The organism is Catenibacterium sp. GCM10023432 (genome assembly GCF_042651925.1).
GTDB lineage: Bacteria > Bacillota_I > Bacilli_A > Erysipelotrichales > Coprobacillaceae > Catenibacterium > Catenibacterium mitsuoka.
In genome coordinates this window covers 96,587-110,500 of the sequence record NZ_JBHSEB010000004.1, presented here as the reverse complement: position 1 = coordinate 110,500, position 13,914 = coordinate 96,587, and the positions used below count along the sequence as shown (strand labels likewise).

Here is a 13,914-nt window from a genome sequence, read left to right as displayed (position 1 = left end):
ATTAGAATGTACAATCAATAATGAATCGATAGAATTCATTAACTGATTACGTACATATTATACGAGGGGATATTTATATGTATCAATTTGCTATATTTAGATAGAAATAAAAGGCAAATCATAAGGCTTCGATTTAGGGGACTAGACAGGTTGGAAAAACCTGTCTGGTGAAAGAATTTAGAGAAAAAGTATATAATAAGACTATCTATATTAATTTTGATTCAAATACAACAATGTCTGACTTATTCTCTTATGATTCATATACAAATGGTTTAATAATAGGAATAGAACTGTTTAGTGATCAGAAAATTGATCCGGATAATACACTTCTTATATTTGATGCAATTCAAGAAGTTCCGCAAGCGTTATCTGCTTTAAAATACTTTTATGAAAATGCGCCTGAATATCATATTGTATGTGCAGGCTCACTTTTGGGTATCGCGCTTCATCAAAGGACATCATTTCCAGTAGGTAAAGTATATCTTATGAACCTCTATCCACTTAGCTATAAGGAATTCTTATTAGCAACTAAACAAATTGATGCTTTGAAGGACTATTATTTTGTGTGTGGTATGCCAGAAGCTGTACAACATTTTGTGAGTCATCATAGTTATGATGAAGTACGCAATATACAGAAGAGAATTCTATTAGATTATGAACATGATTTTCCGCGTCCAAAAATAAGTAAAGTATGGAATAGTATTCCAATTCAGATTTCTAATAATACATATGAAGGGAAACGTGGTAAAGGTTTTGATGTGGCTGTTAAGTGGTTAGCTGATTGTGGATTGATATACATAGTGAATCGTGTGAGACAGGTAAAACCACCCTTGAAAATACATGAGGATTTCAATACATTTCAATTATATCTATTAGATATAGGATTATTAGGATGTATAGCAAAACTTGATGAGCATACACTAAGTAAACAATATATATGTCAGCAGTTTATGGCAACAGAACATGTGAGTATATATTGCGCAGATGATACTGATTTCTTGATAGAGAAAGAAGATGGCATTATTCCTATAAGTGCGCAAAAGGCACTATAAAGGAATGGAACTTATCTGGATCTATAAATAAAAGCATCGATCAATTCGTGACCGATGCTTACGTGATCAAATATCCAGTTTTATATGAATATCAGTGATATTTTGTTTACCATATACAATACGTAGGATTAAGATTATATTCTCTACAGTATTCGGAAGATAGTACATGATATATTTTCCAATCAATTTCTTTCTCACATTTTCTAACTGTAAAAATTCATTATCTACAAGAGAACCATTTTCAGGAAAAACTCTTGCTTCTTCAATATTATACAGTAGCTTATCTACGAAATCTGATGCAGCTTGTGGATTTGCAAGGTCAATTGCGATATATGAGACAATTCCGTCTAAATCAGATTCTGCTCTTTTGGTCAGTCGATATCCAAATTTAGATGCCATACTTGCTCCTTATATTAGAAATTGCAGCATCTCCTTCTACTGTGTTTCCGGATTTTACATCTTTCAAACCATCCAATATTGTTATTGCTTCATCCATCTTTCTCATAATTTTTTCATAATAATCGATGTCCATAACAACTAATCTGCCGTATCCATTCTTGGTTACGAATACAGGGCCGTTTTCTTCTGCACAGCGACGTTCTACTTCAACCGTATTTTTTAAATCACGCATTGGAATAATCTGCATAGAATCAACTCCTTTCATGTGGCTATATTATAGTCTATATTTAGCCACACTGCGAGTGGGTGTGAATTATCATAGCTTAATAAAGGAGTGTTTCTTCTGTTGTTTCTTTAGATATTAAAACGACACATCAAGTGTCGTTTTAATATTAGTTCATAGTTTTCTGTAACTTCTTAGCTACTAGTACTAATACAATCGCAAGTGCTGCAAGAATAGCTGAACCGATATAACCCATTACATATGATCCAGTGGCATCAAAGAAACTTGCTGAAATCTTAGGACCTACAAAAGCACCGATACCATAGCCAATGAAGATTAAACCATAGTTTCTGTTATAGTACTTAGAACCAAAGATGATCTTAACCATAGGCGCAAATACGACAAGTAATCCACCAAATGAGAATCCTACTAAGGCAATACATAAGATGAAGTATGCATAAGAATGGGCCATAGTTAACATCAACATTGAGATACCGTTAATAAGTAATACAAGAATAAGTGAGTTCCATCCCTTTAATTTATCATAGATAAACCCAAATGAAATACGACCAAACATGTTAAATAAAGTCATAAGTGATACACAAAGTGCTGCACTCATCGCATTTAAACCAATCTGTTTCTGAGCAATTGGTGAAGTGGCTGAGACCATCATAGTTCCTGCTGCATTCGCAAAGATAAACATAACTACTAATACCCAGAAGATAGGTGTTTTAACCATCTGTGGGATGTTATAGTCTTTTGTATTTAATTCTTTAGATTGTGTTGTTGATGGTGTCCATCCTTCAGGAGTCCATCCATCAGGACAAGGTACAATCATCCAAGCAACAGTACCAACACCAATTAAGAAGATCACACCAAGAATCTTACATGCAGTCTGTGCACCATATGTAGAGATAAGCATCTGAGCGACTGGGGACATAATGAATGGTCCACATGCGGCTCCAGCCTGTACTAAACCAGAAATAGAACCACTCTTGTCAGGGAACCATTTTAAAGCGGTTGGAAGACATGCTGGATAAATCATACCAGCACCAGCACCAGCAATTACACCATAAGCTACATATAAGAATGGGATTGTATTCGCAAAACCTGTTAATACTCATCCACCTGCAAATAATGCAAGACCCATATAGATAGCAACTCTAGGCTGTAACTTTTCAGCTAAAATACCACCAATAAAGCCTACAGCACAATAAATAAACATATAAATAGTATAAGCCATTGAGAAATCAGAAGTACTCCATCCAAACTGATTACATAATGGCAAACAGAATAAACTGAAGAAGGCAGTGGCAGAAGTGAATAAAGACTGAATCCATACTCCTGCAAACACACGCCAGCGTGTTGCTTTCGTAATATTCATGATAATCCTCCTACTGTAATGTACCTAAGTCTAAAGCAACTTCACGGCCATTAAATTTGCCTGCTTCACGACTGGTACCTAACCAATAAACCATAGAAGAAATATCTTCTACATCAAGGAATGGTACGCCATTGTACATTTCTTCAACAGATTTGAAATCTTTACCTGTTAAATCATTAATAAACTGTACATATTCCATTGTTTCACACATAGGTGTTTTAACCTTTGTAGGACATAATGCATTCACGATAATACCCTTAGAACCTACTTCTTTTGCAAGTGTCTTAGTTAATCCTAAGATCCCCCATTTACTCATACAATATGTTGCAAGCTTTGGTGTGCCATATAATCCTGAAGTAGAAGAAATATTAATAATACGACCAAATCCCTGCTTCAACATATACTGTGCTGCATACTTATCTGTACGCCAAGTACCGATAAGGTTAATGTTGATGACTTTTTCTACCTGTTCATCTGTTAGTTCCCAAGTGTAGGCAAAGTTAATAACGCCTGCGTTCGCAATGACAACGTCAATACGTCCAAAAGTATCCCATGCACTCTTGAATAGGTTTTCCATATCTTCTGTAGAAGTGATGTTTGCCCTAACAGCAAGTACTTTTGCACCTATTGATTTACAATGTGCGATTGTTTCTTTAAATGCTTCACTAGTTGGTTCCTGCATATCAGCTAACACAACGTCAAATCCATTTTCTGCATATTTATATGCATGTGCACGTCCTTGACCCATGGCTCCGCCAGTGATCAAAACTACTTTTCTTTCATCCATTTCGTTTCTCTCCCTTTGTTAAAAAATTTACAAGTTGATTATAGAGTCTCAAATAGTTTGAGAGTCAATAGGTTAAAATTGCTTAAAATAAGCATAAATGATAGGGTTTTCTTTGATATAATGGGTAAGAACTCTCAAACAGTTTTAAGGAGGAAAATATAAGTAACTAAATATATTGACTATTGTGATTAAATGTGTTCAAATCTGCTCAAAGAAGAGCGTTAAAATGAACACATCAAATATCATAAATTACAAATTAAAGGATTTTGCTGAACTTTTAGGCGTATCTGTCAAGATATTATAACGTTGAGATAGAAAAGGAACTTTAAAGGCAAACCGAACCCAAACTAAAGGCATTATTATACTTATAATCATCATTTACTAAATCAAGTTACATTTTTAAGATAGTTTTGTAATGCAAAAGAATTATTGCAGACCAGTGTACTGAAGATTATGGAAACCGTGTAACGATTTATTAGATGAAGTATTGGAACATAAAATCAAAAGCATAATTTGAATACCTACAAACCATAGGTTAGTGAAAATTATTTTTTTAACACCGATTAATAGGCATTCATGAAGCTAAACTGAATATATGGATTTTCCATTTGTTCTACAATTAGATTACAAATCAGATGAAGAACTCATGCAGGATATTGTTTCAATACTTCATGTGTTCTCCTGCAGGTTGTAAAGGGCTTCGTAAGTATAAAAAAGCTGATAGAAAGGGATGAGGGAATTGCTGAAGAGCTTCAAGACGGAAATAAATCCGACAGATGAGCAGAAAGTCAAGATTCGTAAAACAATAGGTACTTGCAGATTTATCTATAACTTCTATCTTGCTCATAATAAGGAACTTCATGAAAGTGGCAGAAAGTTTATGAGCAGCAGCCAGTTCAGAGTATGGCTCAACAATGAGTTTCTTCCGAGCCATCCAGAATATTCTTGGATCAAGAAAGCTTATTCAAAATCGATAACACAGGCAGTAAATAACGGACAGACCGCATTTGAAGATTTCTTTAATCACAAGAGCGCCTTTCCAAAATTCAAGAAGAAAGGCAAGTCTGATGTGAAAATGTATTTTGTAAGGAATAATCCAAAAGATTGCCTTTGCGAAAGACACAGAATCAAGATTCCGTCACTTGGCTGGGTACGCATCAAAGAGAAAGGATATATTCCAACTACAAAAGATGGATACGTAATTAAGAGCGGTCATGTCTCAATAAAGGCTGACAGATACTACGTTTCAGTTTTTGTAGAAATCCTAGACAAAGCGATAGCCAGTCATTCCAGTAAAGGAATTGGCATTGATTTTGGATTAAAGGACTTTGCGATTGTCTCTAATGGAAAGACTTATAAGAACATCAATAAATCTGCAAAATTAAGGAAGCTTGAAAAACAGCTTATTCGAGAACAAAGAAGTTTTTCTCGAAAGTATGAAAATATAAAGAAAGGAGGGTCCACTCAAAAAAGAAATATACAAAAACAAAGGCTTAAGATACAGAAGCTTCATCAGAGAATCGACAATACTCGTACTGATTACATCAATAAGATAATCGCAGAGATAGTGAAAACCAAGCCATCTTATATAACGATTGAAGATCTAAACGTATCAGGAATGATGAAGAACAAGCATCTTTCAAAGGCAGTTTCTTCTCAGAAGTTTTATGAATTTAAAACAAAGCTTCAAGCTAAGTGCAGGGAGAATGGAATTGAACTTTGAGTTGTAGATAGATGGTTCCCATCATCTAAGACATGTCACTGCTGCAAAAGTATCAAGAAAGATTTAAAGCTTTCAGATAGACTTTTCAGATGTGACTGTGGCTATATCGAAGACAAAGATTTCAATGCTGCTACTAATCTGAGAGATGCTACGACTTACGAAGTTGCATAAACAAACGCAAACGTAAGTATGTACCGAAGGCTACTTCGGGAATTTACGACTATGAAGTGTACAAGAACTTGTGAGTAGATATGATTTCGGTCAATCGAAAGCATACACAATAAAATAGTAAGTAATGTTCGTGAGAACTTACATTATCTCGATGTGGGTATATTTAATCACATTTTGAGTGGCAGGACGTGAAATGTATAATACTTATACAATTGGAGAACTTGCGAAAATACTAGGTATTACACCAGAAACAATACGTTATTATGAAAGAAAAGGAATCATTGCTCCTATTCATAATGAAAAGACAAACTATCGCTATTATACAACCTGGGATCTTCATATGATTATTCGTGCACGCTGTTATTTAGGTTTTGGACTTACTATAGATGAAACATCTAAAATCCTTCAGAAGCGCACATTAGAAGAAATAGATGATGTATTAGATAATCAGGAAAAAATCATCGAACAGAACATCATTTATAATATGAATCTTTTAAAGAAGATGCGTACTAATAGAGCTCTCATTAATAATTTTGAAGAAAAGAATTTCACTCTAAGAACAAGTCCTGGTATTTTTCGTATAGATACACAGAAATGTTATACATTGAACTTAAGTGAACAGGAAAAAGAAGAACTTAAACAGTTTACACAATATGTTCCTTTTATTTTCTCTACTGCATTATTTCCAAAAGAACATATAGAAACAGAAAACAAAGATTTTTATTTTGGCGTTGGGATAGAAGAACAGTTTGCATCATTATTTGATATTAAAGAAACAGAATATGTGCATTACTATCCTCCTAGAACTTGTCTTTATATGAGCTTCTCATCACGTTCTTCACAAATACTCACTTATGAAGTATTAGAACCTGCTTTTGAATATATGAAAAAAAACAATCTAGAGTTAGATGGTGACATCTTTACTCAGATTGTTTCTATGTGGAAACCAGAAGAAGAATACTTCAACTGGCATAATATTTGGATTCCTGTTAAATAGAGGAATCTTTTTTTGGCTTGACTTTATTTTCTAAACGATTTCCATCTTCATCTAATCTATAGAGGTTATTGTATGTAACTTCTATATGTTTCTGATAGAGTCCGATATTAATGATTCTAGAGATAACAGCATAGATCAAAGCAGTAAGAGGTACACCAATAAGTACACCAACAACACCCCATAGATTACCAAATATAGTAATACCTAATAAGACAAATAAACCACCTATACCTACAGATTTACCTACAATCTTAGGATATACAAAATTACCTTCAAACTGCTGTAAGCAAAGATAAATAATCGCAAAAGCTAACATGCTCTTACTCTGTGCTGCAGCCACTAAGATGAGTCCCGCAAAGAAGGTAATAAAATTACCAAACATTGGTACAAAGCTAAATAAGAAAGCCATAATCGCAATTAATTCAGGGAAAGGCATACTAAATAAACGCATCGCAATATAAACCTCCAACATAAAACATGTTGCTTCTAACATCTGTCCTGTCACAAAACTATTAAAGTAATGATTGGCTTCACTCATGATATCAAAAGCGACACCTGCACGTTTATGACCTAATATATATGCAATGAGTTTTCTACCTTGTTCAAGATGTTTTTCCTTATTTGCAAGAAGATAGAGAGCCATAAAGAATGAAGTGATGGCAGTAATGAATGAACCACCAACATTTGATACAAATTCTGTTGTTTTAAAATGAGGATTACCTAGGAAATTACCTGCAGTCGCAAGAATTGTACTTAAATCAATAGAGGCAAACCATTTCTGTACTTCATCTACTGTTACTGAATAATCAATATTAAATCTTTTACATATAGAAGTAATATAGACAGCAAGTCTTCTTGCATAATTATCTAAGTTAGAGAATAAGAATGAGAAGCTTTCTCCAATTCTAGGAATGATGAATGAGAAGAACATCACTAATATTAATAGTAAACATATAATAGTGATAGCCATCGCAATACCACGAGTTCCCTCTACTAAGAATCGAGGAAGCTTTAGGTTAGGTTTTTTCTTCGTCAATTGTTCTCTTGCTTTCACAAGCAACTTCTCTACTAGTTTCATTGGAATATTAATCACAAATGCAATGACTATCGCAATATAGAAGGGTCTTGCAAGCCCTAATGCATTAAGGAAGAAGTCCCATACTGATTCTAAATTAAAAAGAATAAAAGCTAAGACAATACCATATGTAATATATTGGAAAATCTTATCATCTGGAAAATTAAAATTTTTGTTGTCCATAATAATCACCTAAGGAAATAGTACCACAAAATGAGGGGTATTGTTATAATAAATTGAAGAAGAAAAGGTTGAGGAATAGAAGAAATTTGCTATAATGACACACGTGAAAGGAGAATTTAAATGAACACAATTATTATTAATAAAATCATGATGCATATGCTTGATTTTGAGCATCGTAAGATATATTTAAGTGAAGATTTCTGTGAATTAAATGATACAACTCAGGAATATTATCATAAAAAAGTAGAAAAAGCTTTATACAGTCCAGCTATTAAAGAACTCGTTGTTCCTTCACTTCATGAATTATTACTTCGTGCAGATAAGATGCTTGAAGACGATGAAGAATTCAAGAAGCAGGCAAAGGAAATTAGTGAAAAGTTCTTTGCATTAGGTTCAGTGATTGAAGAAATGCCTAATAGTAATATTCTTTATGTGGACTGCTATCGTGATGGTGTGCATATTATTGCTGCTTTAAAGCTTAATTATAAGTATAATTCTGTATCTCTTGTAGAAGAGGAAAATGTCCGTATTACAAGAAGACAGGTTCTTCCTCAGATTGGTACGGCAGTTGATGAAGCAATTATTATAGATACAGATCATAAGAAGATATCTCTTATTGAGAAGAAGTACTTGATTGATGGCAAGATGGATACTTATTTAAATAGTCAGTGGATCAAGGGTGAAGAGAAGTTGACTGATCGTCAGAAGATTTCTACTATGAAGAAAGTAGTAAATAAGATTGATGATATTTATCATGTGAATGATAAAGAAGCACTTCCACTTGTGAAACAGGAAATATTAGAAAGAACACAGATGGGAGAACTTGTTAAACCGATAGAAGTAGTTCGTAAGGTTATGGAAAGAGATTATCAGGCTCAGGAAGAATCAGAAACAATGTTAAAGGATCTTGGAATTGGTGAAGATGATACAATTTCTTTAAACGCATTAGGACGTTCTGTAGAGGTTGTTAAGATTACTCTTGATGAGAATATTCAGATAACTATGCCAGTAGATGAATATGTGAATGGCTCTACTTTTGAAAAGAAAGAAAACCCTGATGGAACAGTTTCTATCGTATTAAATAACATTCAGGACATCACAATCAAGTAACCGTTTACATTTTTTTGCCTATATTGTCTGAAAAGAATGAATTTTGGTCATATTTATTGTATAATAAAGTTTATGAAGGGAGACATATAGGTATGTTAGATAATTTTTTGATAAAATTGTTTTTTGAAGGAAAGTGTTTAGAGGCATATAAGGTATTCGGTGCTCATCCGGATAAAAAGGGCGTTCGCTTTACAGTATATGCACCACATGCAAGAAGTGTTCAGGTTATAGGTAATTTTAATAACTGGGACGGAACACAGCATTATATGGAGAGATATAATGATGGTGGTGTGTGGACTCTCTATATTGAAGGGCTAAAGCAGTATGACCTTTATAAATATAGAATTGAAACACCTTCTGGAGCTATTGTTGATCGTGCAGATCCATATGCCTTTTTCAGTGAAATTAGACCAGGTACAGCATCTAAGGTATATAACTTAGAAGGCTATCACTGGCATGATTCTAGATGGATGAAGTCACGTTCTAATAACTATGATCGTAACATGAATATCTATGAAGCGAATCTTGGTTCTTGGAAGATGAAAAAGGAATTTACAGATACATCTGATGGAGAATTTTATACATATGAAGAAATGATTGATGAAATCATTCCTTATGTAAAGAAGATGGGCTATACACATATTGAAGTAATGCCTTTAAATGAGTTCCCATTTGATGGCTCTTGGGGATATCAGGCAACAGGTTATTTTAGTGCAACAAGTCGTTATGGACATCCAAAACAGCTTAAGAATTTCATTAATGCCTGTCATAAAGAAGGTATAGGTGTCATTATGGACTTCGTGCCTGCTCATTTTGTTAAAGATGGACATGGTCTTTATCAGTTTGATGGAGGCTGGGTTTATGAATATGCAGATGTGAATAACCGTTATACTGAATGGGATTCAGTATATTTTGATGTAACAAAAGATACTGTACGTTCATTCTTAAAGAGTGCTGTTCATTTCTGGGCAGAAGAATTCCATATTGATGGTATTCGTTTTGATGCTGTCAGCAACCTTATTTACTGGAAAGGTAATAAAGACTTCGGTGCAAACAATGGGGCTTTAGAGTTCCTAAAGACTATGAATGAACAGATTCATGAAAGATATCCTACATTAATGACTATTGCAGAAGACTCAACTGATTTCCCATATGTTACTAAACCAGTTAAAGATGGCGGTTTAGGATTTGATTATAAGTGGGATATGGGCTGGATGAATGATACATTGAAGTATTTCAAAGAAGATCCAGTTTATCGTCAATATGATCATAATTTATTAACTTTCTCAATGATGTATTTCTATTCAGAAAGATTTATTTTGCCATTCTCACATGATGAAGTGGTTCATGGTAAAGCCACTATTTTAAATAAGATGTGGGGACTTGATGGAGACAAGTTCGCACAGGCAAAAGCTTTATATACATATATGATGACTCATCCTGGTAAGAAGCTTAATTTCATGGGTAATGAATTAGGTGAATACAAGGAATGGGATGAAAGAAAAGCATTGGCTTGGAATATCTTAGAATATCCACAGCATGATTCTTTCCATCATTTTATACAGGATTTAAATAAGATGGTTGAAGAACATCCAGCTCTTTATAGTATGGATTATGATCCAGAAGGATTTAAATGGCTGGTTGTAGATGATCATAATCAGAGTGTATTCTCATATGCTCGATTTGATAAGAAAGGCAACTGTTTAGTTGTAGTAGCTAACTTTATTGGTAATAGTCATAAGAATTATGCTGTGCCAGTACCATTTGCCGGAAGCTATAAAGAAATCTTGAATACAGATAAAGATATTTATAACGGTTCTAATTACACAAATACACGTGCTTTAAGATCAAAGAAGGGTACTTGTATCAATGAAGCACAGAGTATTCATGTAAAGTTAGCACCATTTAGCGCTATGGTATTTGAATACCATAAACCAGCTAAAAAAACGTCTTCTAAGGAGAAGAAGACAAAGAAAAGTGTTGTAAAGGAAGGAAAGTAGTAAATGTTTAATACAAAAGAAGAATTTAAATATGAATTTTCTAAGCGAATCATTGAGTCATATGGTCGTACAGTAGAAGAAGCACATTTAACGGAAAAGTTCATGGTTCTTGAAACTATGGTACGTGACTATGCATCTGTTAACTGGGCTATGACAAAGATGGCAGTTCAGGCTAAGCAGCAGAAACAGGTTCACTATTTCTCAATGGAGTTCTTAGTTGGTCGTCTATTAGTCAACAATATGATGAACTTAGGTATTTATGAAACTGCAAAAGAAGGTCTTGCTGATTATGGTATTAATATCCATGATCTAGAAGAATTAGAATCTGATGCTGGTTTAGGTAATGGTGGTTTAGGCCGTCTTGCTGCCTGCTTCATGGATTCTTTAGCTTCTTTATCTTATCCAGCTTTCGGTAATACTATTCGTTATGATTATGGTTTCTTCAAACAGAAGATTGAAAATGGATATCAGGTAGAAGTACCAGATCAGTGGTTACGTTTAGGTAATATGTGGGAAGTAAGAAAACCTAAGCATGCAACAGAAGTTAAATTCTGGGGTAAAGTAATCTGGGATGATGCAACTGGTGGATGGAAGCATGTAGATTATGAAGCAGTACGTGCTGTTCCTTATGATATGCCAATTGTTGGTAATGATACTAAGGTTACTAATACATTAAGATTATGGAAAGCTGAACCTAGTGAAAATATCCCTACAAATAAGGATTTCCGTCAGTATGCTCAGGAAGTTAATGATATCTGCCAGACATTATATCCTGATGATTCTACTCATGCTGGTAGAGTATTACGTTTAAAACAGCAGTATTTCTTTGTATGTGCTGGTATTAATTCAATTATTCGTGCACATTTAAGAGTTTATCCTGATTTAACTAACTTCCATGAAAAGAACGTTATTCAGTTAAATGATACACATCCAGTATTAGTTATTCCTGAATTAATGCGTGTATTTATTGATGATTATGGAATGGAATGGGATGATGCATGGAATATCGTATGTAAGACTTGTGCATATACAAACCATACAATCCTTGCTGAAGCATTAGAAAAATGGCCTGTTGATATGATGAGAGACTTATTACCAAGAGTTTATCAGATCATTGAAGAAATCAATAGACGTTTCATTGGCTTCGTAAAACAGCAGACTGAAAATGATAATGACTTATTACAGAGAGTTATGATCATTAAAGATAATCAGGTACATATGGCTAGACTTGCGATTGCAGGTTCATTTAGTGTTAATGGTGTAGCGCAGCTTCACTCTGACATCTTAAAAGAAAGAGAAATGAAGGATTTTGATACTTTATATCCTAACAAGTTCAACAATAAAACGAATGGTGTGACTCATAGAAGATGGCTTGCATATTGTAACCCAGAGTTAACTTCATTAATCAATGAATCAATCGGGGATAGCTGGATGCATAGACCTGATGATTTACAGAAATTAGCACCATTTGTAGAAGACTCAATTACTCAGAGTAAATTCTACAATGTAAAACAGCAGAGAAAACAGATTCTTGCAGATTATATTAAGGAACATAATGGTATTGATGTAGATGTTAATTCTATCTTTGATATTCAGGTTAAGAGATTACATGCTTACAAGAGACAGTTATTAAATGTAATGCATATTATCTATTTATATCAGAGAATGAAAGAAGATAGCAGTTTCAGAATCTATCCACATACTTTTATCTTTGGTGCAAAAGCCGCTCCTTCTTACTATTTAGCTAAGAAGATTATTAAGTTAATCAACAGCGTTGCGGATAAGGTAAACAATGATCCAGAAACAAATAAATACTTAAAGGTTGTATTTATTGAAAACTATGGTGTTACTATTGCTGAAAAGATTATTCCTGCTGCAGATGTATCTGAACAGATCTCTACTGCTGGTAAGGAAGCAAGTGGTACTTCTAACATGAAGTTCATGATGAATGGTGCTGTAACACTTGGTACATTAGATGGTGCCAATGTAGAAATTGCTGACTTAGTTGGAGATGACAACATTGTAATCTTCGGTATGAAGGATAATGAAGTCAACGAATTAAAGGCAAAAGGTACTTATAATTCTTGGAATGAATACAACAATAATCCAAACATCAAGAAGGTTGTTGATTCATTAGTCGATGGTACTTTCCATCCATCAAGAGAAGAATTCAAAATTATCTTTGATGAATTAATGAGCAGAAATGATGAATACTTCTTATTAAAGGATTTCGAAAGCTATAGACTTGCTCAGGAAAAGATCAACAACTTATATCAGAATCGTCAGAACTGGTCTAAGATGTGCTTAGCTAATATTGCGAAGAGTGGTCATTTCTCAAGTGATAGAACTATTGAAGATTATGTGAAGGATATCTGGCATTTAAATAGGGTAAAAATCTAATGAAAGATACATTCGTACTAGATGTAGATGGTGAAGAAGTGACTTGTGAAGTTATCTTAGGATTTACAGATGACGCAACAGGAAAAGAATATATCATTTATACAGATAACAGTTCAGATGAAGATGATCAGTTGAATATCTATGCTTCACAGGTAGATCCTGAGGATGCAGATAATATTCTTCCTATTGAAACAGAAGAAGAATATGCATTTATACAGGAAGTATTAGACTCAATGATGTCTGAAGATGAAGAATAACGAATGAGAGGATAGCATGTCTATCCTCTTTTTCTATATGTAGAATAAAATTATATAAACACAAAAAGTGTGATTTTTCGCACGAATAATTTATTTGTATACATTTTCCTGGTAAATGTAACCTTTTCCAACATTTGACGTTTATTTAGTAGT

Annotated in this window: 12 protein-coding genes and 3 pseudogenes; 9 read left to right on the top strand and 6 right to left on the bottom strand. The window is 33.8% G+C overall.

What is annotated here, in order from left to right:
* Positions 1-149 precede the first annotated feature (149 nt).
* Together ACFOZZ_RS02000 and ACFOZZ_RS01995 are read left to right on the top strand one after the other, a co-directional pair.
* Positions 150-509: pseudogene (locus tag ACFOZZ_RS02000) on the top strand (AAA family ATPase); the annotation flags it as partial.
* Positions 486-1,052 (top strand): DUF4143 domain-containing protein, encoded by a 567-nt coding sequence (locus tag ACFOZZ_RS01995; RefSeq protein ID WP_376814596.1) that lies wholly within the window; start codon positions 486-488, stop codon positions 1,050-1,052. The pseudogene ACFOZZ_RS02000 and the gene ACFOZZ_RS01995, both read left to right, overlap by 24 nt.
* Positions 1,053-1,118: 66 nt before the next feature.
* Here ACFOZZ_RS01995 and ACFOZZ_RS01990 read toward each other — a convergent pair whose 3' ends face one another.
* The 5 genes and pseudogenes from ACFOZZ_RS01990 to ACFOZZ_RS01970 form a co-directional block, all read right to left on the bottom strand.
* Positions 1,119-1,451, bottom strand: coding sequence for a type II toxin-antitoxin system RelE/ParE family toxin (locus tag ACFOZZ_RS01990; RefSeq protein ID WP_376814594.1), 333 nt, complete (start codon positions 1,449-1,451; stop codon positions 1,119-1,121).
* A complete protein-coding gene (locus tag ACFOZZ_RS01985) occupies positions 1,441-1,698 on the bottom strand; it encodes a type II toxin-antitoxin system Phd/YefM family antitoxin (RefSeq protein ID WP_055233631.1) in 258 nt (85 codons plus the stop codon). Before ACFOZZ_RS01985 ends, ACFOZZ_RS01990 begins: the two co-directional genes overlap by 11 nt.
* 145 nt (positions 1,699-1,843) lie before the next feature.
* Positions 1,844-2,776 (bottom strand): annotated as a pseudogene (locus tag ACFOZZ_RS01980) (OFA family MFS transporter); the annotation flags it as partial.
* Positions 2,777-2,794: 18 nt separating this feature from the next.
* On the bottom strand, positions 2,795-3,058 hold the full coding sequence (locus tag ACFOZZ_RS01975; protein WP_376814593.1) for a hypothetical protein: 264 nt from the start codon (positions 3,056-3,058) through the stop codon (positions 2,795-2,797).
* A gap of 10 nt (positions 3,059-3,068) precedes the next feature.
* Positions 3,069-3,845: an SDR family NAD(P)-dependent oxidoreductase gene (locus ACFOZZ_RS01970; protein ID WP_278780417.1), complete on the bottom strand. Its 777-nt coding sequence runs from the start codon at positions 3,843-3,845 to the stop codon at positions 3,069-3,071.
* Between the two features lie 730 nt (positions 3,846-4,575).
* Between ACFOZZ_RS01970 and ACFOZZ_RS01965 the strand changes: the two genes are divergently transcribed.
* From ACFOZZ_RS01965 to ACFOZZ_RS01955, 3 genes and pseudogenes are all read left to right on the top strand, one after another.
* Positions 4,576-5,568: an RNA-guided endonuclease InsQ/TnpB family protein gene (locus tag ACFOZZ_RS01965; RefSeq protein WP_376814592.1), complete on the top strand. Its 993-nt coding sequence runs from the start codon at positions 4,576-4,578 to the stop codon at positions 5,566-5,568.
* Positions 5,569-5,583: 15 nt separating this feature from the next.
* Positions 5,584-5,739 (top strand): annotated as a pseudogene (locus tag ACFOZZ_RS01960) (zinc ribbon domain-containing protein); the annotation flags it as partial.
* A 193-nt stretch (positions 5,740-5,932) separates the two neighbouring features.
* Positions 5,933-6,736, top strand: coding sequence for a MerR family transcriptional regulator (locus ACFOZZ_RS01955; protein WP_376814591.1), 804 nt, complete (start codon positions 5,933-5,935; stop codon positions 6,734-6,736).
* Here the strand turns inward: ACFOZZ_RS01955 and ACFOZZ_RS01950 are convergent.
* Positions 6,729-7,994 (bottom strand): AI-2E family transporter, encoded by a 1,266-nt coding sequence (locus ACFOZZ_RS01950; protein ID WP_055234760.1) that lies wholly within the window; start codon positions 7,992-7,994, stop codon positions 6,729-6,731. The genes ACFOZZ_RS01955 and ACFOZZ_RS01950 overlap by 8 nt on opposite strands.
* A 120-nt stretch (positions 7,995-8,114) precedes the next feature.
* Between ACFOZZ_RS01950 and ACFOZZ_RS01945 the strand changes: the two genes are divergently transcribed.
* From ACFOZZ_RS01945 to ACFOZZ_RS01930, 4 genes are all read left to right on the top strand, one after another.
* Positions 8,115-9,104, top strand: a complete 990-nt coding sequence (locus ACFOZZ_RS01945; protein ID WP_279067800.1) for a nucleoid-associated protein — start codon at positions 8,115-8,117, stop codon at positions 9,102-9,104.
* Positions 9,105-9,196: 92 nt separating this feature from the next.
* A complete protein-coding gene (gene glgB, locus ACFOZZ_RS01940; RefSeq protein WP_055234763.1) occupies positions 9,197-11,104 on the top strand; it encodes a 1,4-alpha-glucan branching protein GlgB in 1,908 nt (635 codons plus the stop codon).
* Between the two features lie 3 nt (positions 11,105-11,107).
* Entirely contained in the window at positions 11,108-13,504 is a 2,397-nt protein-coding gene (locus ACFOZZ_RS01935; RefSeq protein WP_278779611.1) for a glycogen/starch/alpha-glucan phosphorylase, read from the top strand.
* A complete protein-coding gene (locus ACFOZZ_RS01930) occupies positions 13,504-13,761 on the top strand; it encodes a DUF1292 domain-containing protein (RefSeq protein ID WP_055234767.1) in 258 nt (85 codons plus the stop codon). Before ACFOZZ_RS01935 ends, ACFOZZ_RS01930 begins: the two co-directional genes overlap by 1 nt.
* Positions 13,762-13,914: the final 153 nt, after the last annotated feature.